Raw genomic sequence first — 20,652 nt, 5'->3', positions numbered from 1 at the left:
CTCCTTCATTCAAGCGGGCTGCCCCGCCCCGTGCGGGCTGCCCCGCCCCGGTGCGGGCTCCGCTCCGGCTACTGGACCCGCTGCCGCTCTGCTTCTTCGTCCTCCTCGTCCGGCAGCTTCACGTCGCTGACCGTGATGTTGACTTCCACGACTTCCCGACCCGCCATCCGCTCCACCGCGGAGATCACGTTCTCCCGCACGTCACCGGCGACGTCCGTGATCGAGACGCCGTAGTCGACGACGATCTCCAGGTCGACGGCCGCCTGCAGCTCACCGACCTCGACCTCGACCCCGCGGGTGACGGACTTGCCGCTGCCAGCGCCAGGCATCCGCTCCCGCATGGACCCCATCGAGCGCGCGAAGCCGCTGCCCAGGGCATGGACGCCGAGCACGTCCCGTGCCGCCATTCCGGCGATCTTCTCCACCACCACGTCGGCGATGGATGTCCGGCCGCGAGAACCGGGCGCACCACCGTGTCCTACGCCGGTGTTCTCAGTCATCGGGATATTCCTCCCTCGTGAGGCTCACACAGCACTCATAGATGCAAGTATATTCGCGTTAGTACTACTTGACATGATTTACGAATCATGTGACGAAATGGCCAGGCGATCGGGCGATCGGGCGATCGGCCTGGGCAAGCCGGAAATGAGCAGTGGCCACGGAAGAAGGAGGGTGAGACAACGGTGAGAACCGACGCGTGGACGCAGGCAGTACGGAACCAGCTCGCCCTGGGCCGACTGCTGCCGCTCGGCGGGCCCGAGGACGGGGCATGGATCACCGAGCAGGCCGCCGTACGGGCCCTCGGGCGCGCGGCCGCTGAGATTCCCGGTGTCCGGCTGGGGACCCTGCGCATCGGGCCGGTACCGCTGGAGCCCGTGTCCGAACCGGCCGTCCCTGCGCCCGCCAGCGCGCTACCGCCTGGCCCGCTCAGGATCGAGGCCGCCTTCACGGCATCCCTCGGGCAGCCGCTGCCCGAGGCCGCCGACCAGTTGAGGAGCGCCCTGCTCCACGCGGCCGCCGAACGGCTCGGCCTGGCCACCGCGACAGCCGACCTGCGGATTTCGGATCTCCATGAGGGCCCGGACGAGGGCACGGACGAGGGCCCGGACGAAAGCCCGAAGACTGAAGTGACATCGCGGGCCGCGACGAGGGACATGAGGTCGGCGCCGGAAGGCACAGCCGCACGCGGCTCGCACCCGGTGGCCGGAAAGGGGTCCGGGCAGGGGCCCGTCGAGGAGATCGCGGATGTAGCGGCGGGGGTTCCCGGCGTCGCCCGCCTCACCGCCGTGCTGGGAAGCGGTCCGGTCAGGCTGCATGACCAGATCGATCCGCCCGGCCGGCACATCGAGATCCACTTCGCGGTAGCCCCCGGACACCATCCCCTGCACGTCGCCCGCGCCGTCCGGAAGGCGGTGGCCGCCGCGGCCGCCGGTGCCACGACGGGCCCGGTCACCGTCGCCGTCCTCATCACGGAGACATGAGTGCAGGTCGACCGGAGGACGTCCCGCACGGGCCCCATGTCGGGCGCCACCGGTCGACTCGTCCGCCGCGGATGCGCGCGGATCGCTCCAGGAGCCCTGCCCTGGCACGGTGTGAGACCTGCCTGGCAGGGAACCCGCGTGGGGACAAGAGGTCTGCGCGGCTGCGGCCGGCGAAGCAGACGTCGTCCTCTCTCCGCGGTCGCGCGACGCGCGTACCGACGTGGAGAGGCGCCTTCCTCCCAGCGGCCCGGTCTCAGCGGCTCTTAAGGCGGCACCGAGCCATCTGCCTCCTTCGGAGAAGAGTTTCATCATCATGAGCAGCAATACGACGGCCGGCCTCCCGCCCCCGAGGACTTCCGGCAGTGACTTCGCCCGATTGTCGAGAAAGATCGCCGATGCCGGCCTGATGGAACGCCGCCCCGGCTACTACGCGCTGCGGATCACCGCTGTGGCCGGGCTCTACGTCATGGGGTGGGCCGCCGTCGCACTCGTCGGCGACAGTTGGTGGACCCTGGCGGTCGCCGCGTTTCTGGCCGTGGTCTTCGGCCAGGTCGCCCTGCTCGCCCACGACGCGGCCCATCGCCAGGTGTTCCGCCGACGCAGGGCCAGCGAGGTGTCCGGACGGATCGCCGGTACCGGGATCGGTATGGGCTACGGATGGTGGCAGGACAAGCACACCCGCCACCACGCCAACCCCAACCACGAGGAACTCGACCCCGACCTCGACCCCGACCTGCTGGTCTGGTCCCAGGACCAGGCCAGGGCCGCCAAAGGACTCCCCCGTCTGATCGGCCGCTGGCAGGCGTTCCTGTTCTTCCCGCTGCTCACACTGGAGGGCTTCAACCTGCATGTGTCGAGCGTGAAGGCGCTGGCCAACCGCTCGCTCAAGCACCGACCCCTCGACGGCGCCCTGCTGTTCGTACACTTCGCGGTCTATGTGACCGTCCTGCTCTGGCTGCTGCCGCCCACCACGGCGATCGCCTTCATCGCCGTCCACCAGGCCCTGTTCGGCGTCTACCTGGGCTCCCTCTTCGCACCCAACCACAAGGGCATGCCGATCCTGACCGGCGAAGACCGCCCGGACTTCCTCCGCCGCCAGGTGCTCACCTCACGCAACGTGCGCGGCGGCAGGTTCACCGACATCGCCCTGGGCGGGCTGAACCACCAGATCGAGCACCACCTGTTCCCCAGCATGCCCAGCCCCAACCTGCGCCAGGCCCGGACCATCGTCAGGCGCTACTGCGAGGAACTGGGCGTGGAGTACGTGGAGACCGGGCTGCTCACCTCCTACCGGCTGGCCCTCGCCAGTCTCCACCGGGCGGGAGCACCGCTCCGGCACGCACGCGTCCCCGCCGTAGCCGTGCGTTAGCCGTTGTCATACGCGCGGCCTCACACCGAGGTCGGCGAGCAGGCCCCGGACGCGACCTTCGACCTCGTCACGGATGGGGCGTACGGCGTCGACGCCCTGCCCGGCCGGGTCGTCCACCTTCCAGTCCAGGTAGGTCCTGCCGGGGAAGACCGGGCAGGTGTCGCCGCAGCCCATGGTGATCACGACGTCCGATGCGCGGACGGCCTCGACGGTGAGGATCTTCGGGGTCTCGGCGGAGATGTCGATGCCCGATTCGTTCATCGCCTCCACGACAGCGGGGTTGACCGTGTCGGCGGGCGCCGAACCGGCAGAGCGGACCTCCACCGCGTCTCCGGCCAGGTGCGTCAGGAAGGCCGCGGCCATCTGGGAACGGCCGGCGTTGTGGACGCACACGAAGAGGACGGAGGGCTTGGCGGCGGCGGGAGCACTCATGGTGAGGGCCTTCCTGGGCGATGGATCAGGGGAGGGCGGGGGCGGCGACTTCGCGCTCGTCGTGCACGGCGACGGCATCGGACTGCGCAGGAGCCGGGCGCCGGCCGAAGACTCCGGCGGCGAGCGCCAGTCCGAGTACGGCGCCGAGTGCCTGTGCCGTGATGAACGGGGCGACGGAGCCGGGCGCGATGCCGGCGAAGGTGTCCGTGAAGGCCCGGCCGATCGTCACCGCCGGGTTCGCGAACGACGTCGAGGACGTGAACCAGTAGGCCGCGCCGATGTACGAGGCGACGGCGACCGGGGCTGTGTGGGCACGGCCGACCCGGGCCAGGCCGAAGATCAGGAAGACGAGGCCGGCGGTGGCCACGACCTCACCGAGCAGGAGGTGGACCGCCGATCGGTCGTGCGTCGACCAGCGCACCAACGGCTCGCCGAACATGGCGTCGGCCAGGACCGCGCCCGCTGTCGCTCCCGCGATCTGGGCCGGGACGTAGGCGGCCACGTCCCGCGCGGTGAGTCCTTCGCCTGCGCGGCGACCTGTGAACCAGGCCAGGAGGGTCACGACGGGGTTGAAGTGGGCTCCGGAGACCGGGCCGAACAGCGCGATGAGCACTCCCAGACCGAAGACGGTCGCCAGCGAATTGGCCAGCAGTTGCACACCGACGTCTCGCGACAGCTGGGTGGCCTGAATGCCGGAGCCGACCACCACCGCGACCAGTGCGGCCGAGCCGACGGCCTCGGCCAGGGCACGGCGGCGGAGCGGGGCGGTCACGCGGGTGCCTCGGCCGCCGCGGTCGGTGTCGTGAGGAACACGGCGAGCCGGTCCAGGGCGCCGGGCAGCACCCAGTAGTACACCCAGGTGCCCCTGCGCTCGCAGTCGATGAGGCCCGCCTGGCGCAGGAGCTTGAGGTGGTGGGAGATCGTCGGCTGGGCGAGGTCGAAGGCGGGGGTGAGCTCGCAGACGCAGGTCTCGCCGCCTGCTCCACGGGAGGCGATCATCGACAGAAGGCGCAGCCGGACCGGGTCACCGAGCGCTTTGAAGACCTTGGCCAGCTCCGCCGCTCGCTCGTCGGTGAGCGGCGCCTCGGACACTCCTGTGCAGCAGTCGGCGTCCTGACCGAGAACCTCAAGCTCTTGTTTTGACATTTCTCTATGTTGACGTTTTTCGATCCAAGGCGCAAGGTTGAATCAATGAACATCAATACAGGCCGTTCGGGGCACCGCCATGCCCCCTCTCACCCCGGAGTCACGCCATGAACAAGCAGTCCACCGACCTACGCGAAGCCGTCCGACAGCGCTACGCCGCCGCAGCCGTGAAGGTCACCGAGGGCGGAGACGCCTGCTGCGGGCCAGAGCCGGTCGAGGCCGACGCGAACGGCTCCGCCCTCTACGCCGCCGACGACCGCGACACCCTGCCCGCCGAGGCCCTCGCCGCCTCCCTCGGCTGCGGCAACCCCACCGCCGTGGCCGAACTCCGTACCGGGGAACGTGTCCTCGACCTCGGGTCCGGCGGCGGGATCGACGTACTGCTCTCCGCACGGCGCGTCGGTCCGACCGGCAAGGCGTACGGGCTCGACATGACCGACGAGATGCTTGCCCTCGCCCTGGCCAACGCGCAGAAGGCGGGTGCCACCAATGTCGAGTTCCTCAAGGGCACGATCGAGGCGATCCCGCTCCCTGCCGGGACCGTCGACGTGGCGATCTCCAACTGCGTGATCAACCTGTCCGTCGACAAGCCCGCCGTCTTCGCCGAGACGTTCCGCGTCCTGAAGCCCGGTGGCCGCTTCGGTGTCTCGGACGTCGTCGCGGACGACGCCCTCACACCCGACCAGCGGGCCCGGCGCGGGGACTACGCCGGCTGCATCGCCGGCGCGCTGTCCTTCACCGAGTACCGGGAGGGCCTGGAAGCCGCCGGCTTCACGGACGTCGAGATCACCCCGACCCACCCGGTCGCCGAGGGCATGCACTCCGCCATCGTCCGTGCGGTCAAGCCCTCCGGCGCCGCCGAGCCAGGTGTCTCGGCCACGTCGACGGACACGTGCTGTGGCGTGGCCGCCTGCTGCACCTCGGACGAGCGCGCCGCCGATCCCTCGACCACGGTGGCCGAGGCCAAGGCCGCTTCCGGATGCGGCTGCCAGGGCTGACCGGCCGCCGCAGGACGCGGCCGAGCCTGATGCGGTGAGTGCGGTACCGCCATGCGGTGGTGGGGGCGCGGTTCGTGCGGCCGGTGGGCGAGCGCCATGGCGGCGACCTTCCAGTGTCGCTTCGCCCGACGGATCCGGCTCCTGCTCGCTCCCTGCGGTGCGTGGGCGTCCGCCTCGGCCTGGCCGAGGTGCGCCTTGCTGGTTACCGGACCGGCCTGGGCGTGTGCGGTGTGCAACTTGGCCGCCGCCGCGCCGCTCATCCTCTGGAGGGCGTGGCAGGACACAGGTGGACCACCGCGTCATGTTCGGCACCCGGGACTTCAGGCACCGGCCCTCACACCCGCGGGGTTCGGGCGCGCAACCGGTCGATCTCAGCGAGCACGCGGACCACATGCGGACGCACCTGCGCCTGCAATGCCTCACTCCAGCTCTCCTCGGAGTAGGGGCAGTTGAGATAGAGCTGCCTGGCGTGCTCGAGGGCGGGGCGGTGCTCGGGCGGGAGCTGGGCGAGGGCCCAGTCGGCGGCGGCGTCCTTCGACTTGATCTGGCCAATGGCGAGCGTGGTCCAGATGCGGGCGAAGGTCAGCAGGACGTTGCGGGTGTCGCTGTCCAGGTCGTCGAGGAGGCCGGGGATACCCGCCACGCTCGCCCTGACCAGGTCGGTCTGCGGGACCGGGTCGAGGACCTGCGCCGGGCGCGGGCCGGTGAGGGGGTGGTCGCCGGTCAGCGCCATAGTGATCAGCAGGGCCAGATCGGGCATCGGCTCCGGCTGGGGGACCTCCCCGGCCTCGTACTCCGCACGCAGCCACTCGCCGTAGAGGAAGTCGCCGGTCGGCGGGTACCGCCACGGCCGGACCTCGGACTGGACGACCACGGTGAGCTCGACCGGGCGGACCTTGTTTCGGGAGCCGGAGATCCGGAGCAGTCCACCGAGGAGTGCCCGTCGATCCTGCTCGTCCATTCGCCGCCGGGAGACCACCAGCACGTCCACGTCGCTGGCCGGTTTGAGTCCGCCGAGCACGGAGGAGCCGTGGAGGTAGCTGCCGATGACATCTTGGCCCAGCACACCGTCGACCAACCCCACGATCTCCTGAACCTGATTCACTGCATCAGCGTCTCCTGAACCGCGACACCGCGGGCGGTAAATCCACGAATCCGTGGGGGCGAACAAGAAAGCGCACGGAATTATTCCCGGCCCGTGTGCGAGCACGCCGTGCTACTGTCGCATCAGGTTGCAGTTGTGGTTGCCAAAAGGGTTCATTTTCCGGCGGGTTGATCATCGCGGCGACACGGGGTCCGCACAACGTGTACTCCGGGCCGTTTCCGAAGGAGAAATGACATGGCTACCGGCACTGTGAAGTGGTTCAACGCCGAAAAGGGTTTCGGCTTCATCGCGCAGGACGGCGGCGGCGCCGACGTCTTCGCCCACTACTCGAGCATCGCCACGCAGGGCTTCCGCGAGCTGCAGGAAGGCCAGAAGGTGTCGTTCGACATCGCTCAGGGCCAGAAGGGCCCGACCGCCGAGAACATCGTTCCGGCCTGACACCGGCTCTGACGCATACTTCGCAGCTGGGGCCCGCACCTTGGGGTGCGGGCCCCGGCTCGCCGCATTTCCAGGGGGGATTCGCCCCTGTTGTCTTCGGTCCGTTCTCGCGATTCTCTGCGCCGTTCATCGTGCTGCGGGAATTCCTTGATACGCGCCCGCATCGAGGAAGGTCCCGCATGAACCGAGCACGCCCGTCACGCAGTACACGCACGACCCGCACCACCCGCACTTACGACCGCTTCGAGGGCTCCGCCGCGGGCCGCTCCGGCACCCGGCACCGTCCCACGGCCAGGCCCAAGGGCCCCGGCGGCGGCCGAAACGCCGCGCCCGGCGGCGACTTCGCACTGCCGAAGACGATCGCGCCCGCACTGCCCGCAGTCGAGTCGTTCACCGAACTGGCCATGCCCGCACCGCTGTTGGCCGCGCTCGGCCACGAAGGCGTGACCGTGCCGTTCCCGATCCAGGCGGCGACCCTGCCGAACTCCCTGGCCGGCCGTGACGTACTCGGCCGCGGCCGCACGGGTTCCGGCAAGACCCTCGCCTTCGGCCTCCCGGTGCTGGCCCGTACGGCGGGGCGCCGCGCCGAGCCGCGGCAGCCGCTGGCTCTCGTCCTGGTGCCCACCCGCGAGCTCGCCCAGCAGGTCACCGACGCGCTCACCCCGTATGCCCGCGCCGTACGGCTGCGGCTGACCACCGTGGTCGGCGGGATGTCGATCGGCAGGCAGGCGAACGCGCTGCGGGCCGGGGCGGAGGTCGTCGTCGCGACGCCGGGACGGCTCAAGGACCTCATCGACCGAGGTGAGTGCCGACTGGGCGACGTCGCCGTCACCGTCCTGGACGAGGCCGACCAGATGACCGACATGGGGTTCATGCCCCAGGTCACCGCTCTGCTCGACCAGGTGCGTCCCGGCGGCCAGCGCATGCTCTTCTCGGCCACCCTGGACCGCAACGTCGACCTGCTGGTCCGCCGCTACCTGACCGACCCGGTGGTCCACTCCGTCGACCCGTCGGCGGGTGCCGTCACCACGATGGAGCACCACGTCCTCCATGTGCACGAGGCGGACAAGCACCGCACGACGACCGAGATCGCGGCGCGGGACGGCCAGGTGATCATGTTCCTGGACACCAAGCACGCGGTGGACCGGCTGACCAGAGACCTCCTGGGCAGCGGCGTCCGCGCCGCCGCTCTGCACGGCGGCAGGTCCCAGCCGCAGCGCAACCGGACCCTGGCCCAGTTCAAGGACGGTCATGTCACGGTGCTGGTGGCCACCAACGTCGCAGCACGCGGCATCCACGTCGACGACCTCGACCTGGTCGTCAACGTGGACCCGCCCGGCGACCACAAGGACTACCTGCACCGCGGCGGCCGCACGGCCCGCGCTGGCGCGTCCGGCAGGGTCGTCACCCTGGTCACCCCCGGTCAACGCCGCGACATGAGCCGGTTGATGGCCTCGGCCGGCATCAACCCGACGACCACCGCGGTGCGCTCGGGCGAGGCGGCGCTGAGCCGCATCACCGGCGCGCAGGCCCCCTCCGGTGTCCCGGTCGTCGTCACCGCGCCGACCGCGGAGCCGGCCCGCCGGGGCGAGACCGGTGCGCCGGCCTCGACCCGGGGCCGACGAGGCCGCACCGCTCGGGGCCGGTCCGCGGGCAAGCGCCGCGCCGCGTGACGTGTCGGCGGGCCGCTGTCGACCCGGCGGGCCGGCGGCCCGTGCGGAGCCGTCTCGACCAGAACCGACCAGAACGTCCACTCGTACCGCAGGAGGCAGCCGTGACACCGGTTCAGACGCATCGAGGCCCCATCGCTCCCCAGTTCGCGAACTGGGCCGGTCACCCGGACACGACCGAGCTGCGGGTCGGTGACGACATGACCGTCGAGGTCGCCCTGTCCGTCATGGCCGGTGCCGGTGTGGAGCACCTGCTCCTGTGCGACGGGGACGACGAGCGCACCGGCTCGGTCTCCCGGGCCGAACTCGCCGTGCACCTCGGCAGCTCCGCCTATACGGACCGCGTCCGCCTGCGGGACGTCCTCGTCGGACCGTTCCCTGCCCGATCGTCAGCCCCTCTTCCTTTTCCCCAGTGAGGCATCATGCGCTGTGTCATTGCCCAGTACCCGTTCGAACTGACCAGGGTCGGAGTGCTCACCTCGATGGCGGGCGTCAAACCCGAGATCGTCACCGGTGACTCCGTGACCATCGGCCGCCGCCGGTATCCCGTCAAGCAGGTCGGTGAGGTCATCACCCGGCAGGACCGCCGCGACTTCAGTGGCGGCGAGGTGGTCCGGGCCATGGTCCGCCTCGGCTTCACCTGCCACGCCGGCCCCCGGGCCGCGCCGCCCTCGGCCCGGGTCGCCCTCAGCCCCCTCCAGGTCGCCTCGGCACTGCTCGGGAACCCTGACCCGCGGAACGCGTGACGCCTCGCGGCGGAGGCACCCGGCTCGGCCACCCGCCGGAAGCTAGTGGTGTCCGGGAAAGCGCCGTGGAACGACCGGCCGGGGACGCGCGTGGGGGCACCTGACCTGGGCATCGTGTCCTGGAGGGTTCCGGCCGGGCCCGGACGGCGATGGCGGACGACCGGTCGCCGCCAAGCCTTCTGCAACACGCTTTAGGGGTGGGCCCTGTCCGGGCGGTCCGGGCGGGCGCTCGCACCGCCCTCAGGGGTGCGGCGCCGGAGGCGGTGGCGGAACCGTCCACGTCCGGCGTCATGCTGACGGCCCGTGCCGGTCGTCCCCGCCCGGACACGGGCCTTCTGCGGAACCGACGGTGGCGGTCCCGCCACAGGCGTCCTGGAGTGGCCGTAGTGGAAGGCGGCAATACGGTCGCCGTGCTGTGAGTTGAGCCGGTGGATGAGGAGAGCACCGAAAGCGATCACCGCGATGATCACGATCACGGTCAGGAAAGTCTCCACGGTTCTCACCTTCCCGTCGGCTGTCGCGGCATCGCCGCGCTCATAGCGGCCGTCATGGCGCTCATGGCGGCCGCCACATCGGTCATGGTCGGGATCCGCGACCGTACAGCCTGATCACCGGCCTCATGTCCCCCTTCGGACTCCCAGACCGCCTCCCCGGCCCGGTCGGTCTCCGCCACCGTCCGCAGGCGCGCCTCCTCCTCCATCAACCGGCTCGCGGTCGACGTGCCCAGGGGGTCGCTCGCGGCGGCCATCAGCCGGGCTGCCGATACGGCGGGCGTCTGCGGTGGGATCACCAGGAGGTTCCAGCGGCCCACATGGTAGGAGAGCAACAACAGTTCGTGCGGGTCCTGCTCCGACCGGAACCAGCCCACTTTCACCACGTGTCCCGCGACGGGCACCTTGCGCGGCACGACCGGCCAGTGGACGGGATTCACCGTCACCCGGGTGATCCGCCCCCACAGCGGGTCCAGTACGGCCGTCAGAGAGAGGAGTTCCGCCCCGAGATCGCGGGAGCGGGGCCACCACGCGCCGTCCAGCAGCGCCGGCGCGGGACCGACGGGAGCCAACGACAGACGGGGCGAGGTCGAGGAGAAACGGTCAGCGACCGAGGCTGCCGGTGCCGGCGGGTGGGAAATGGTCACGGTCATGACGCGGACCCTGCCCCGGGCCGATCACGACCGGCCCGGTGTATTCGATCGCCGAAAACGACACGAGCCTGAAAGCCGGTGTGCGAAATATCCTCGGTGACTTCGAGCGTACTCCTCGGACAGGCCCGACGGACCACCGGTCGACGGAGCCCCCTCCCGTGGGCCCCTCCCACTGACCGTTGTCCCTGGGACCACGAACGAGGCGACGTGCACCCCGCGAGGACCGGCGGGTGCCCACTATTCACCGCGGGGCTGTTCACCGGGGCTGTTCACCGGGGCTCTTCACCACACCCTCGTGGGCTTGCGTGGCGCTCGGGTCCGTTCGTCCGGTGCCGGTGTCGATGAGGATCTGTTCGGCCCGCCTCCCGCTGCCGGCGCGGACGGCCTCGGCCATGGCGGCGCGCGCGGCGTCGGGCGTCGCGTGAGGCGGGACCACGAGGAGGGAGAAGAGGTCCCTCTCGCCCCGGGTGATGAGAACGGTGTCGTCGCCGACCGGGAAGGAGTCGATGCGGACGACGCGGTCGTCGATGGTCATGCGCGTCGGCAGGTCTTCCCAGGCCCCGGTGTCGAGGCCGACGCGTGTGATGGGCCCGAGGTGCTCGGTCAGTGCGCCGATCAGACCGGGGAGTTCGGCGGCGATGTCACGGGATCGAGGCCACCACACGCCGTCGAGCACGCCCTGCCGGTCATGTGTCGTCTCCAACCGCACGAGAGCGGTCCCGGGCCGCACGGCCCGGTGCGCATCGTCGGGCAGATGTCTTGTCACCTGCGGGGGGTCGGAGCGGGAGCCGGAGCCAGAGCCGGAGTCGGCCATCGCGCCCTCCTGCCTACCTGCATCGAGGAGACCGGGTGGCTTCCTCAATCTCACGGTACTCCGCGCCCCGCAGCGGGCCGGGAGGTCGCCGGTCGCCCGCGGGAGCTGCGGCGGCTGCCGGAGTAAGGTGGTGAACCCGGCCCGGCCTGTACGGGCACGTCGAACTCCGAGGTCGCCATGCGGTCCATGGAAACACCCGCGGCCGGCCATGCCGAGGTCCGTGTCGTCGCCGCCTCGCCCGAAGTCGCCCGCCGGGTCGCGGAGGTCCTCCGCCGTTGCTTCGACTCCACCGAGCAGCGCAGCTACCCCGCAGGCCCCGACGGAGGAACCCGCCTCGACCTGACCGTGGACACCACCCACGCGGCGGAACCCGCCCGATCCTGGCTGGAAACCAGCCGGTCCGCGGGAGACAGCCACCGGCGGTAGCGGTAGTGGGGGCGGCGTCCGGAAACGGCTGCGAGGCCTCCTCGAGGAGTGGCGTGAGCCCACCGGGAGCACGGTCCGGCTTGTGCGACCACCGCACGCGACGCGTCGCCCGCCGTGACGACGCCGTCCCACCGCGCCGCCCGTGCGCCGCCGCCCGTGCGCTGCCCGGCAAAACCGCTGGCCGTGGGCGGGTACCGGCGTATGGCCCGGAGTAGAGTGAGGACGGAGAGCCGGTCCGGGAGCCCAGGACGAGTGGCGGTGACCATGGCGACACTGCACCAGCGGAAAACCCACCGCGAAGCGATCATGAAGACCCTGTACGACGACATGGAAGGCAGTGGCCTTCCCGACGTCTCCGGGGCCAGGCTGCGTGACGAGTTGCAGATCCCCGAGCACGATCTGGCCGCGGCCTGCACCTATCTGGTGGGCGAAGGGCTCGTCACGGTCCGCTGGGCCCATGGAGAGGTGCCTGCGACGGTCGTGCTGACGCATCAGGGGATACGGCTCATGGAGGCCGAGGAGGAGAGCCGCGGCTGAGCCCGCGAGGGCGCCTTGGGACACGGGGGCCGGGGTACTCGTACGTATCACCTGGCAGAGCGTGCAGACAGGGAGCAGGCCATGATCCGTCCCGCCGACATCCGCGAGTGGCGCAACCAGGACGTGGTCGACGAGAAGCAGCGCAGGATCGGCATGCTCGAAGCGGTCTACGTCGACACCGCCACCGACGAACCGGCCATGGCCACTGTCCGGACCGGACTGCCCACCCGCCACCGGCTGGTATTCGTCCCGCTCGACGACGCGGTCCTCGGACCGGACTACGTCCGGATCTCCTATACCAAGGGGCAGGTGCGGAGGGCCCCGTCGATCGGGACCGACGACGTCCTGCCTGCCGAGCGGGAGGAGGAGATCTTCCGGCACTACGGCATGACGTACCGGCCGGGGGCAGCCGGCGAACGTCAGCTCGCACGCCGGTGACCACGCACGCACGGGACAGCACGGCACGGCACGGCACGGAGGAGTTGGTCCGCGGTGATGGCGCTCTTCCTTCTGCTGCTCCTGGTGGCCGTCGTACTGGGAATCATCGGTGTGGCGGCGGAGGGCCTCGGCCTTCTCCTGGCCATCGGCATCGTGGTCTTCGCCGCAACCGTGATCTCCTTCGCGGTGCGGGTGTTACTGCGCACCAGGCGGCGTCCCGTCCGCTGACACCGGCACCGAGGCCGACGCCGACGCTGCGGCGACGCCGACGCTGCGGCGACGCCGTGCCGTGCCGTGGGCCGGCACTCGTGAGGTGGATGTACGAAACGTCGTGTCGGGCGTGCGCGTGGGGATCCGTCGGGGGACCATCGGTCACCGGTGTGTCGGTTTCCCTGCCACGTATCTGGTTCCCGACGTGCCCGCGGTCCTCGGAGCGAGGCCCCCATGACGGAAGGGCGGCATGGTGAAGGGTGCGGGGGACGAGGGACGGTCGTGGCCGGCGGCCGAGCGGGACTTCTGGCGGCAGGTGGTCGAGCAGCTGAGCACCGCCCTGATGGTGGTCGATCCGGCCGCCCGGATCCTCGCTGTCAACCCGGCCGCCGAGCGGCTGCTGGGCCGTACCGCTGACGCGATGCGTGGAATGGACGCGCACGAGCTGCTGCACCGGGACGCGGGCGGCGGTGCTCTGGTCCGCGAGCGTTGCCCCCTGCTCCGGGCACTGTCCGAGAGGGCTGCCGCGGGCGGGGACGGCGACAGTTACCTGCGCGGTGACGGCCGCCTGATCACCATCGCCTGGTCCGCCTCTCCCCTGACGGACTCCGGCTCCTTCAAGGGCATGGCCGTGCTGTTCAGCGACGCCGCGGGCGGCCACGGCACGCGCCGGGAGCGGGCGGAACGGGCCGCCTACACGAGTGCTCTGGAGGACCTCACCGAGCGGCTGACGCTGGTCGCGGACATCACCGACGTACTGGGCCAGACCCTGGACGCCGACGAGGCCCTCGCCCGGCTGGGCCGCCTGCTGGTACCCCGCCTCGCCGACTGGACCGCGGTGGACCTCCTAACCGGTTCCGGGCAGGTCCACCGCGTCGCGGTGACAGGTCCCGCGGGCCGCGACACGACGCTGGAGAGCGTGCGCGAGCGCCTCCCCGAAGCGGGGGAGGCGGACCCGTCGCCCCTCGTCCAGGTGCTGAACGGCGGTGATCCCGTGCTGTGGGACGGGGTGGGGGCGGCAGTACCGCCCGGCTCCCCCCTGGCCGCCCACCACGGCGACTTCCTGCGGACGGTGGGCGCGACATCCGTCGTCACGGTGCCGCTGGGCTCCGGACCGCGGATCACCGGCGCCCTGACACTGGTCCGCACCGACCCCGCTCACCCCTTCGACGCCGCCGACCTGGAGGTGGTGGGCGACATCGGCCACCGGGTCGGTCTGGTCGTCGACAACGCGCGACGGTACGGCCGCCAACGTGCCGTCGCCGAGGCCATGCAGCGCAACCTGCTCGGCCCGCTGCCCCAGCCCGGCCGGCTGCGGTTGGCCGCCCGCTACCAGCCCGCCCCCGTCGGGTCCCAGGTCGGCGGTGACTGGTACGACGCGTTCGAGCTGAAGGACGGCACGCTCGCACTGGTCATCGGCGACGTCGTGGGCCACGACCTGACCGCGGCGGCCGGCATGTCCCAACTGCACGGCATCCTGCGCTCCATGGCCTGGGACCACGTCGGGCTGCCGGGAGGCGTCGTCGACCGCCTTGACGACGCCATGCCCGCGATCACCACCGTCCCCATGGCCACCCTCGTCCTCGCCCGGGTCGAAGGCCACCCGCACGACGGCCCATGGACCCTGCGGTGGACCAGCGCCGGACATCCGCCGCCGCTCCTCCTCACCCCCGGCGGCCACGCGCGGTATCTCGAAGCCGGGCAGGGACTGCTCCTCGGCGCCCACCTGGGCGACGGCGAGGGCGGCGGCCACGGCCGGCCGAACGCCACGGAACCCCTGCCGCCGGGTTCCACGCTGCTGCTCTACACCGACGGCCTGATCGAGATCCCCGGCAGTGACCTCGACACCGGCCTGACCCGCCTGCGCCGCCACGCCCTGGGGCTCGCTCACGCGTCCCTGGACACACTGTGCGACCAGTTGCTCGCCCGTATGCCGCCCGGCAGCACCGACGACGTGGCCCTCCTCGCCCTGCGGCTGCCGTCGGAGTGACAGCGGCAGGGCGACGTTCCAAGACCCGACCCGCATGGTGCGCCGGATACGCGTCAGCGAACACGGGGGCGAAGGGTGCCCGGCATGCGGTGCCGACGAGCGGGCGGAGAGCCACCACCCTGCCCGGTCCCGTCGGCTGGACGCCGTGCCGTCGCGCATCCGCGCCGGTACGTCAAGCTGGATCCGGATCTCCGCCCTGCTCCGCTCCTCGGGTCAGTGGTGCCGGTGGTCAGGCCGCCGCGTTCAGCAGGTCGGCCAGTACGTCGGGGCGTTCCAGGGCGATGAAGTGGCCGGCCTTCGCGACCTGTGTGAATTCGGCGCCCGGGAGCAGCTGCTTGGTGGTTTCACGGTCCGAGGGGCGGGACCAGTCCTTCTCGCCGTAGACGAGGTGAACGGGCGCTTTGACCTCGGGGTAGCGCGAGCGGGCCGCGATGAGGCTGGGCAGGGCCTGGTACACGGCTCGGGCGACGGTCGGGTAGCCGGGGCGGGTGCCCACCTGGAGGAGCTCGTCCACGTAGTCCTCGCGCAGCGCGCTCTTGTCACCGAGGCCGCCTTGAAGGATCGTGCGGAGGGCGGGCTTGGGCTCCACCCCGGCGATCACGGGGCCCACGCCGGGCGCGAGGACGCCGCTGACCACCACGCGGGCGAGGAGGCTCGACCTGGCGATGCCTCCGCGGAAGTCGTAGGTGTTCACCGCGACGACGCGCCGTACCCGCTCCGGAAGATCGGCCGCGGTGGTCAGGGCGAGCACCCCGCCCATGGACTCCCCGGCCAACGTCACGTCGTGGAGGTCGAGTTCGGTCAGCAGCCGCTCGACGCCCGCGCGCATGGCCGGTTCGTCGTACGACGCCCCGGGCACGATCTCGGAGTAGCCCATCCCCGGTAGGTCCAGGGCGTACACGGTGTAGTGGTCCGAGACCAGCGGGATGAGGTGGCGGAAGTGCTCGGCCTGGGTGCGCACGGTGTGCAGAAGGACCAGAGGGGCACCGGTGCCCGCCTTGAGATAACGCAGCTCTCCCTCATGGCCGCTGCGAGGGGGGATCGTGTGGCTGGTGGTCCCCGGGATGTGCATCGTGGGACGTGACTCTTGGCTGGGCATCGCGCCGACTCCTTGTGTGTGAGGGATTACCAAAACGGTCATGGCTCTCACCCGAGAACGGGAAACCGATCGGTTTCCATCAAGGTAAACCGATCGGTTTCCCAACGCAAGCCCGGCGCCGCGCGCTCCGGCGGCTCGATGGGCTCATCGCTCGTGGGGGACACCTGGCGCGCCGTGAGCAGCGGAGCGAGTAGGAGTCGGGGGCCACGGCCGGGGTTGCCGCCGCCCACACACCCACCAGCGCCGCCCGCGGTCGGCCTGGACCACCCCGACCTGGCCGGCGAACGCGAGCACGCGCGGTCCGTACGCGCCGAGCCTCTTCCGGAAGCCTTCGGAAACCGATCGGTTTTCATTTTGTCCGCTCCGGGTTAACCTCGCGGTATGACCACCGAAGTGAAACTGAGCCCCAGAGAGCGCCTACTGGAGGCGGCGGCCACGCTCACCTACCGAGACGGCGTCAGCATCGGCGTCGAGGCGCTCTGCAAGGCGGCAGGGGTGTCGAAGCGCTCCATGTACCAGCTGTTCGAGAGCAAGGACGAACTCCTGGCGGCAAGCCTGAAGGAGCGCGCCGACGCCTACGTGGCAACCCTCCTGCCCGCGGCGGACGACGGCCGGTCACCCCGCGAGCGGATCCTGCACGTCTTCAATCAGATGGAATCGCAGGCAGGGGCGCCCGAGTTCCGGGGCTGTCGATATCTGGCCGTGCAGGTCGAGCTCAAGGACCAGGGTCACCCGGCGAGCCGCGTGGCCCACCAGGTCAAGGCGAACCTGACGGCCTTCTTCCGCGCCGAGGCCGAGCAGGGCGGGGCGGGCGATCCCGATCTGCTGGCCCGGCAGCTCAGCCTGGTCTTCGACGGAGCGAGCGCCCGCGCGGGGATTCAGGCCGACAACCTGACCGGGCTCGTCGCACCCACGGTCACCACGCTGCTCGACGCGGCGGACGTGCGCTGACGCACCACCGTCGAGAACCCTCCACCCACTGGCCCGCACGGGCGCGCCACCACTTCCCTCTGGGGGAAGTACGCCGGAACGGCGCGCCGCTCTCGCCGACGAACAGCAGTCCATCGGGCCCCTTCTCCGCGTACCAGGCGATATGGCGATGTTCGGGATATCGGTTTCGTTCGACCCATTGACGCCGCGCCTGAGCCGCCTTTACGTTTCGTCCGCAGTTCCGCACACCGTTCGCAGTATCGAACATCGTTCGGCCTGGTCTACCTCGGCAGCGACTACGCCCACATCATCAACGCCTCACCGGCAAGGTCATGGACGTCGCCGACCGCCGCACGCCAACGATATCGACGTACGCCGGTGGAGCTGGCTCAGCAACAACTGCCAGCAGTGGAGGCTCGTCCCCACGACCACCTAATCCCGAAGGGCCGCAACAGAAGCATGAGACATCTCGCCAGACGGGTTCTGGTGGCCGCGGCGGCCGCGTTCGCCGTGCTCACCACCGTGACCACCCCCGCACAGGCGGCCGCGCCCGCGTCCCCCGCCGTCACCTTCACCAACCCGATAGCCGAGCAGCGCGCCGACCCGCACATCTTCAAGCACACCGACGGCTTCTACTACTTCACCGCCACGGTCCCCGCGTACGACAGGATCGTCATGCGCCGGGCCACCACCCTCCAGGGCCTGGCCACGGCCCCGGAGACCACGATCTGGACCAAGCACGCCAGCGGTGAGATGGGCGCCCACATCTGGGCGCCGGAGATCCACTTCATCGACGGCAAGTGGTACATCTACTTCACCGCCGGCTGGTCCAACGACATCTGGCGGATCCGCCCGTACGTCCTGGAGACCAGCGCCGCCAACCCGATCACCGGCACCTGGACCGAGAAGGGCAGGATCAGCCTGCCCATGGACACCTTCTCGCTGGACGCCACCACCTTCACGCACAACGGCACCCGCTACCTGAGCTGGGCCCAGGAGGACCCGGCGCTCGGCAAGGGCACGCAACTGTACCTGGCGAAGATGGCCAACCCCTGGACCATCGAGGGCACCCCGGCCATGATCTCCAAGCCCCAGTACGCCTGGGAGACCGCCGGCGCCCGCGTCAACGAGGGCCCGGCCGTGATCCAGAAGAACGGCAAGGTCTTCATGACCTTCTCGGCCAGCGCCACCAACGCCAACTACTGCCTCGGCCTGCTGACCGCCGACGCCACCGCCGACCTGATGAACCCGGCCTCCTGGAGCAAGACTCCGACGCCGGTCCTCAAGAGCAACGACAAGACCAGCCAGTACGGCCCCGGCCACAACACCTTCACGGTCTCCGAGGACGGCAAGTCGGACATCCTCGTCTACCACGCCCGCAACTACCGGGACATCGTCGGCGACCCGCTCAAGGACCCCAACCGCCGCACCCGCTACCAGAAGATCTACTGGAACGCCGACGGCACACCCAACTTCGGCATCCCCGTCGCCGACGGTGTCACCCCCGTCCGCTTCTCCTCGTACAACTTCCCGGACAAGTTCATCCGGCACTGGGAGTTCCGCGCCAGGACCGAGTCCAACGTCACCGAACTCGCCGACTCGCAGTTCCGCGTCGTCCCCGGCCTGGCCGGCAACGGCACCGTCTCCCTGGAATCGGCCAACTTCCCCGGCTACTACCTGCGCCACAAGTTCAACGAGGTGTGGGTGGAGAAGGACGACGGCAGCACCCTGTTCGACAAGGACGCCTCGTTCCACGAGCGGGCCGGTCTCGCCGACCCCGCGGCCGTGTCGTACGAGTCGTTCAACTTCCCCGGCCGGTACATCCGGCACTACAACCACCTGCTCTACACCCAGCCGGTGACCACCACCGTCGGCCGGCAGGACGCCACCTTCTACAAGGAGTAGGACCGGCCGTACGTACGAGCCATGTGATCAGTGAGCCATCGGCGCGTCACCTCAGGACGGCGCGCGGGTGGCTCACTGTCATGAAGCGGCGCCCCTCTCGCGACAGACCCTCGTTGTCTGTGCGCGGGGGCCGTCGTAGAGGGACGCCCAGCGGACGTCCACCCGTCTCCTGGCGCAGCCACACCTTGAACCCCGTTGAGCCGACGGTGGTGCCTGGTGTGCGGACGTGCCGAGTGGCCGGAGGGCCGACCTGCGTGCGAGGCAGGTCAGCCCTCCGGCCGGTCGTGGCCCCGGGGGGTCACACCGTGGTTCTGGTCCACAGCTGGTTCGTGGCGCCGGTGCAGGTCCACTGGATGATCGCCGCGCCGTCGGCGGTGCTCTTGCGGCTGACGTCGAGGCACTTCCCGCTGTGCCGCGCCACCAGTTGCACGTGGTCGCCGACCTTGGTCAGGGACCACTGCTGGTTGGTGCCGCTGGTGCAGCGCCACTGGATGACGGCCGCACCGTCCGTCCTGCTCGCACTCTGGACGTCGAGGCACTTTCCGGTGTTGCGGCTGACCACGTTGTAGTAGCCGTTGCCCGCGTCACGGAAGAACCAGTGCTGGTTCGCGGCCAGCGCCTTGCTCGTCCACTGGATGATGCCGGCGCCGTCGGCGGTGCTGCTGCTTCTGACATCCACGACCTTGCCGCTGTTGCGGTTGGTGATCGTCTCGTAGGGGCCCACCGGCCCCGCGGTCCCGACGGCCGTCTGGACCACCGTCTTGATGGTGCCGTCACTGTTGTAGTGCAGGTAATCCAAGGCGATCGACCGGCGGTGGTTACCTCCGCCCTCGAGAGCCTTGTTCGCGTAGACCATGTACCACTTGTCGTTGAACTCCAGGATGGACGAGTGGTTGGTGTTCACGTTGACGTAGTCGAGTGCGACGCCCCGGTACGTGAACGGACCGAGCGGGCTGGTCGCGGTCGCGTACTGGATCTGTCCCGGCCAGCCGGTCGAGAACGAGAAGTAGTAGAGCCCGTTGCGCTTGTGCATCCAGGGGGCTTCGGCGAAGCCCTGGCCCGGAGCACCGTTGACCGTGACGTTCATGATGGGGCCGCTGGTCGACATCATGTCCGGGTTGAGCCGGACGACCTTGGGCTGGCGGCTGCTGCCGAAGTACAGGTACGCCTGTCCGTCGTCGTCGATGAACGCCATCGGGTCGATGGGTTCTGTTCCGGTGTTCGTGTCGCGCGAGGTGTCGATGAGGGGTGTCCCGCGTACGTCTTTGAACCCGGACGTGGGCGAGGTGCTGCGGGCGACACCGATCTTGTTGCGGTCCGTCGGCAGGTACAGGTAGTAGAAGCCGTTGCGCTGCGCGGCGGCAGGCGCCCAGGCCAGCTTGTTGGCCCAGCTGAAGCCTGTGAGGTCGAAGACCTGCCCGTGGTCGGTCCAGGTGACCCCGTCGGCGGAGGAGTACGAGCGCCAGTCCCTGGAGTCCCAGTACGTACCGCTGTTGTCGGAGTCGTCGGTGGCGTAGATGTACATGCGCCCGTTGAAGACGTGCGCCGACGGGTCCGCCACGAACCGGTCCGTGTCTATGGGGTTGTCGGCCTGCGCCGGGGAGCCGGCGAGGAGCAGACCGGTGATCATCATGACCGTGGCGGTCAGGGCACTGCCCGCGCGGCTGATCCGGCGCCGCAGCGGAATCCGCCCGGGCGGCGTCCCGTCCGCGTGAGCAGGCAGTTTGCCGGTCGATCTTGATCTGTCCCGGTGGGTCGGTGAATTTTCCATGCT

At 70.2% G+C, this 20,652-nt stretch carries 24 protein-coding genes and 1 pseudogene; 15 read left to right on the top strand and 10 right to left on the bottom strand.

Annotated features, from left to right (window positions below):
- Nucleotides 1-68 precede the first annotated feature (68 nt).
- On the bottom strand, nt 69-500 hold the full coding sequence (locus ACFY9I_RS37150) for an Asp23/Gls24 family envelope stress response protein (protein WP_391010308.1): 432 nt from the start codon (nt 498-500) through the stop codon (nt 69-71).
- 183 nt (nt 501-683) lie between these two features.
- Here ACFY9I_RS37150 and ACFY9I_RS37145 point away from each other — a divergent pair, with 183 nt between their 5' ends.
- Nucleotides 684-1,481: a hypothetical protein gene (locus ACFY9I_RS37145; RefSeq protein WP_391010305.1), complete on the top strand. Its 798-nt coding sequence runs from the start codon at nt 684-686 to the stop codon at nt 1,479-1,481.
- A 313-nt stretch (nt 1,482-1,794) separates the two neighbouring features.
- The gene (locus ACFY9I_RS37140) at nt 1,795-2,850 is read left to right on the top strand and encodes a fatty acid desaturase (RefSeq protein ID WP_391010302.1); all 1,056 of its coding nucleotides are present in this window, start codon (nt 1,795-1,797) and stop codon (nt 2,848-2,850) included.
- Between the two features lie 6 nt (nt 2,851-2,856).
- Here the strand turns inward: ACFY9I_RS37140 and ACFY9I_RS37135 are convergent, their stop codons facing one another.
- The 3 genes from ACFY9I_RS37135 to ACFY9I_RS37125 are packed head-to-tail and all read right to left on the bottom strand — an operon-like array spanning nt 2,857 to nt 4,428.
- Nucleotides 2,857-3,282, bottom strand: coding sequence for an arsenate reductase ArsC (locus ACFY9I_RS37135; protein WP_391010299.1), 426 nt, complete (start codon nt 3,280-3,282; stop codon nt 2,857-2,859).
- Between the two features lie 25 nt (nt 3,283-3,307).
- Nucleotides 3,308-4,054 carry an aquaporin gene (locus tag ACFY9I_RS37130; protein WP_391010296.1) on the bottom strand — a complete coding sequence of 249 codons (747 nt, stop codon included), beginning with the start codon at nt 4,052-4,054 and terminating at the stop codon, nt 3,308-3,310.
- A complete protein-coding gene (locus ACFY9I_RS37125) occupies nt 4,051-4,428 on the bottom strand; it encodes a metalloregulator ArsR/SmtB family transcription factor (protein WP_391010293.1) in 378 nt (125 codons plus the stop codon). The genes ACFY9I_RS37130 and ACFY9I_RS37125 overlap by 4 nt, the downstream gene beginning before the upstream one ends.
- A 107-nt stretch (nt 4,429-4,535) precedes the next feature.
- Here ACFY9I_RS37125 and arsM point away from each other — a divergent pair, with 107 nt between their 5' ends.
- Nucleotides 4,536-5,426, top strand: a complete 891-nt coding sequence (arsM, locus tag ACFY9I_RS37120) for an arsenite methyltransferase (RefSeq protein ID WP_391010290.1) — start codon at nt 4,536-4,538, stop codon at nt 5,424-5,426.
- A gap of 334 nt (nt 5,427-5,760) precedes the next feature.
- Here the strand turns inward: arsM and ACFY9I_RS37115 are convergent, their stop codons facing one another.
- Entirely contained in the window at nt 5,761-6,531 is a 771-nt protein-coding gene (locus tag ACFY9I_RS37115; RefSeq protein WP_391010287.1) for an aminoglycoside adenylyltransferase family protein, read from the bottom strand.
- A gap of 234 nt (nt 6,532-6,765) precedes the next feature.
- Between ACFY9I_RS37115 and ACFY9I_RS37110 the strand changes: the two genes are divergently transcribed.
- From ACFY9I_RS37110 to ACFY9I_RS37095, 4 genes are all read left to right on the top strand, one after another.
- On the top strand, nt 6,766-6,969 hold the full coding sequence (locus tag ACFY9I_RS37110; protein WP_353692700.1) for a cold-shock protein: 204 nt from the start codon (nt 6,766-6,768) through the stop codon (nt 6,967-6,969).
- Between the two features lie 179 nt (nt 6,970-7,148).
- Nucleotides 7,149-8,642, top strand: a complete 1,494-nt coding sequence (locus ACFY9I_RS37105; protein WP_391010283.1) for a DEAD/DEAH box helicase — start codon at nt 7,149-7,151, stop codon at nt 8,640-8,642.
- 101 nt (nt 8,643-8,743) lie between these two features.
- Nucleotides 8,744-9,055: a hypothetical protein gene (locus ACFY9I_RS37100; protein WP_391010280.1), complete on the top strand. Its 312-nt coding sequence runs from the start codon at nt 8,744-8,746 to the stop codon at nt 9,053-9,055.
- A gap of 6 nt (nt 9,056-9,061) precedes the next feature.
- Nucleotides 9,062-9,385, top strand: coding sequence for an SCO5918 family protein (locus ACFY9I_RS37095; protein WP_391010277.1), 324 nt, complete (start codon nt 9,062-9,064; stop codon nt 9,383-9,385).
- Between the two features lie 191 nt (nt 9,386-9,576).
- On the opposite strand, the gene ACFY9I_RS37090 is transcribed toward ACFY9I_RS37095, so the two are convergent.
- The 3 genes from ACFY9I_RS37090 to ACFY9I_RS37080 form a co-directional block, all read right to left on the bottom strand.
- On the bottom strand, nt 9,577-9,879 hold the full coding sequence (locus ACFY9I_RS37090) for a hypothetical protein (protein WP_391010274.1): 303 nt from the start codon (nt 9,877-9,879) through the stop codon (nt 9,577-9,579).
- Between the two features lie 5 nt (nt 9,880-9,884).
- Nucleotides 9,885-10,529 (bottom strand): DUF5994 family protein, encoded by a 645-nt coding sequence (locus tag ACFY9I_RS37085; RefSeq protein ID WP_391010271.1) that lies wholly within the window; start codon nt 10,527-10,529, stop codon nt 9,885-9,887.
- Between the two features lie 256 nt (nt 10,530-10,785).
- On the bottom strand, nt 10,786-11,343 hold the full coding sequence (locus tag ACFY9I_RS37080; protein WP_391010268.1) for a DUF5994 family protein: 558 nt from the start codon (nt 11,341-11,343) through the stop codon (nt 10,786-10,788).
- 177 nt (nt 11,344-11,520) lie between these two features.
- On the opposite strand from ACFY9I_RS37080, the gene ACFY9I_RS37075 reads away from it, so the two are divergent.
- The 5 genes from ACFY9I_RS37075 (at nt 11,521) to ACFY9I_RS37055 (ending at nt 14,944) form a co-directional block, all read left to right on the top strand.
- Nucleotides 11,521-11,769: a hypothetical protein gene (locus tag ACFY9I_RS37075; RefSeq protein WP_391010265.1), complete on the top strand. Its 249-nt coding sequence runs from the start codon at nt 11,521-11,523 to the stop codon at nt 11,767-11,769.
- 264 nt (nt 11,770-12,033) lie between these two features.
- Nucleotides 12,034-12,306: a hypothetical protein gene (locus ACFY9I_RS37070; protein WP_391010385.1), complete on the top strand. Its 273-nt coding sequence runs from the start codon at nt 12,034-12,036 to the stop codon at nt 12,304-12,306.
- An 81-nt stretch (nt 12,307-12,387) separates the two neighbouring features.
- Nucleotides 12,388-12,744, top strand: a complete 357-nt coding sequence (locus ACFY9I_RS37065; RefSeq protein WP_391010262.1) for a PRC-barrel domain-containing protein — start codon at nt 12,388-12,390, stop codon at nt 12,742-12,744.
- Nucleotides 12,745-12,801: 57 nt separating this feature from the next.
- Nucleotides 12,802-12,972, top strand: coding sequence for a hypothetical protein (locus tag ACFY9I_RS37060; protein ID WP_391010259.1), 171 nt, complete (start codon nt 12,802-12,804; stop codon nt 12,970-12,972).
- 232 nt (nt 12,973-13,204) lie between these two features.
- Nucleotides 13,205-14,944 carry a SpoIIE family protein phosphatase gene (locus ACFY9I_RS37055; protein WP_391010256.1) on the top strand — a complete coding sequence of 580 codons (1,740 nt, stop codon included), beginning with the start codon at nt 13,205-13,207 and terminating at the stop codon, nt 14,942-14,944.
- A 229-nt stretch (nt 14,945-15,173) separates the two neighbouring features.
- On the opposite strand, the gene ACFY9I_RS37050 is transcribed toward ACFY9I_RS37055, so the two are convergent.
- Nucleotides 15,174-16,043 carry an alpha/beta fold hydrolase gene (locus tag ACFY9I_RS37050; protein WP_391010254.1) on the bottom strand — a complete coding sequence of 290 codons (870 nt, stop codon included), beginning with the start codon at nt 16,041-16,043 and terminating at the stop codon, nt 15,174-15,176.
- A gap of 381 nt (nt 16,044-16,424) precedes the next feature.
- On the opposite strand from ACFY9I_RS37050, the gene ACFY9I_RS37045 reads away from it, so the two are divergent.
- The 3 genes and pseudogenes from ACFY9I_RS37045 to ACFY9I_RS37035 all read left to right on the top strand — a co-directional run bounded on the left by ACFY9I_RS37045 (nt 16,425) and on the right by ACFY9I_RS37035 (nt 18,878).
- Complete coding sequence (locus ACFY9I_RS37045) at nt 16,425-16,994, top strand: TetR family transcriptional regulator (RefSeq protein WP_391010251.1); 570 nt, start codon at nt 16,425-16,427, stop codon at nt 16,992-16,994.
- Between the two features lie 249 nt (nt 16,995-17,243).
- Nucleotides 17,244-17,409, top strand: a pseudogene (locus ACFY9I_RS37040) (RICIN domain-containing protein); the annotation flags it as partial.
- A gap of 23 nt (nt 17,410-17,432) precedes the next feature.
- A complete protein-coding gene (locus tag ACFY9I_RS37035) occupies nt 17,433-18,878 on the top strand; it encodes a family 43 glycosylhydrolase (protein WP_391010248.1) in 1,446 nt (481 codons plus the stop codon).
- A 298-nt stretch (nt 18,879-19,176) separates the two neighbouring features.
- Here ACFY9I_RS37035 and ACFY9I_RS37030 read toward each other — a convergent pair whose 3' ends face one another.
- On the bottom strand, nt 19,177-20,649 hold the full coding sequence (locus tag ACFY9I_RS37030; protein WP_391010245.1) for a family 43 glycosylhydrolase: 1,473 nt from the start codon (nt 20,647-20,649) through the stop codon (nt 19,177-19,179).
- Nucleotides 20,650-20,652: the final 3 nt, after the last annotated feature.

Origin of the sequence: Streptomyces sp. NPDC012510, assembly GCF_042955065.1 — a bacterium.
Lineage (GTDB): Bacteria > Actinomycetota > Actinomycetes > Streptomycetales > Streptomycetaceae > Streptomyces.
The sequence above is the reverse complement of the archived record's forward strand: the minus strand, read 5'-3'. Positions and strand labels throughout refer to the sequence as shown.

Bases quoted from the DNA above. Each gene is read 5' to 3' on its own strand.
- ACFY9I_RS37075 (WP_391010265.1), top strand. From the start codon at position 11,521: ATGCGGTCCATGGAAACACCCGCGGCCGGCCATGCCGAGGTCCGTGTC.
- ACFY9I_RS37095 (WP_391010277.1), top strand. From the start codon at position 9,062: ATGCGCTGTGTCATTGCCCAGTACCCGTTCGAACTGACCAGGGTCGGA.
- ACFY9I_RS37140 (WP_391010302.1), top strand. From the start codon at position 1,795: ATGAGCAGCAATACGACGGCCGGCCTCCCGCCCCCGAGGACTTCCGGC.
- arsM (WP_391010290.1), top strand. From the start codon at position 4,536: ATGAACAAGCAGTCCACCGACCTACGCGAAGCCGTCCGACAGCGCTAC.
- ACFY9I_RS37125 (WP_391010293.1), bottom strand. From the start codon at position 4,428: ATGTCAAAACAAGAGCTTGAGGTTCTCGGTCAGGACGCCGACTGCTGC.
- ACFY9I_RS37050 (WP_391010254.1), bottom strand. From the start codon at position 16,043: ATGCCCAGCCAAGAGTCACGTCCCACGATGCACATCCCGGGGACCACC.
- ACFY9I_RS37035 (WP_391010248.1), top strand. From the start codon at position 17,433: ATGAGACATCTCGCCAGACGGGTTCTGGTGGCCGCGGCGGCCGCGTTC.
- ACFY9I_RS37030 (WP_391010245.1), bottom strand. From the start codon at position 20,649: ATGGAAAATTCACCGACCCACCGGGACAGATCAAGATCGACCGGCAAA.
- ACFY9I_RS37110 (WP_353692700.1), top strand. From the start codon at position 6,766: ATGGCTACCGGCACTGTGAAGTGGTTCAACGCCGAAAAGGGTTTCGGC.
- ACFY9I_RS37055 (WP_391010256.1), top strand. From the start codon at position 13,205: ATGGTGAAGGGTGCGGGGGACGAGGGACGGTCGTGGCCGGCGGCCGAG.
- ACFY9I_RS37080 (WP_391010268.1), bottom strand. From the start codon at position 11,343: ATGGCCGACTCCGGCTCTGGCTCCGGCTCCCGCTCCGACCCCCCGCAG.
- ACFY9I_RS37060 (WP_391010259.1), top strand. From the start codon at position 12,802: ATGGCGCTCTTCCTTCTGCTGCTCCTGGTGGCCGTCGTACTGGGAATC.
- ACFY9I_RS37045 (WP_391010251.1), top strand. From the start codon at position 16,425: ATGACCACCGAAGTGAAACTGAGCCCCAGAGAGCGCCTACTGGAGGCG.
- ACFY9I_RS37065 (WP_391010262.1), top strand. From the start codon at position 12,388: ATGATCCGTCCCGCCGACATCCGCGAGTGGCGCAACCAGGACGTGGTC.
- ACFY9I_RS37085 (WP_391010271.1), bottom strand. From the start codon at position 10,529: ATGACCGTGACCATTTCCCACCCGCCGGCACCGGCAGCCTCGGTCGCT.
- ACFY9I_RS37105 (WP_391010283.1), top strand. From the start codon at position 7,149: ATGAACCGAGCACGCCCGTCACGCAGTACACGCACGACCCGCACCACC.
- ACFY9I_RS37070 (WP_391010385.1), top strand. From the start codon at position 12,034: ATGGCGACACTGCACCAGCGGAAAACCCACCGCGAAGCGATCATGAAG.
- ACFY9I_RS37135 (WP_391010299.1), bottom strand. From the start codon at position 3,282: ATGAGTGCTCCCGCCGCCGCCAAGCCCTCCGTCCTCTTCGTGTGCGTC.
- ACFY9I_RS37150 (WP_391010308.1), bottom strand. From the start codon at position 500: ATGACTGAGAACACCGGCGTAGGACACGGTGGTGCGCCCGGTTCTCGC.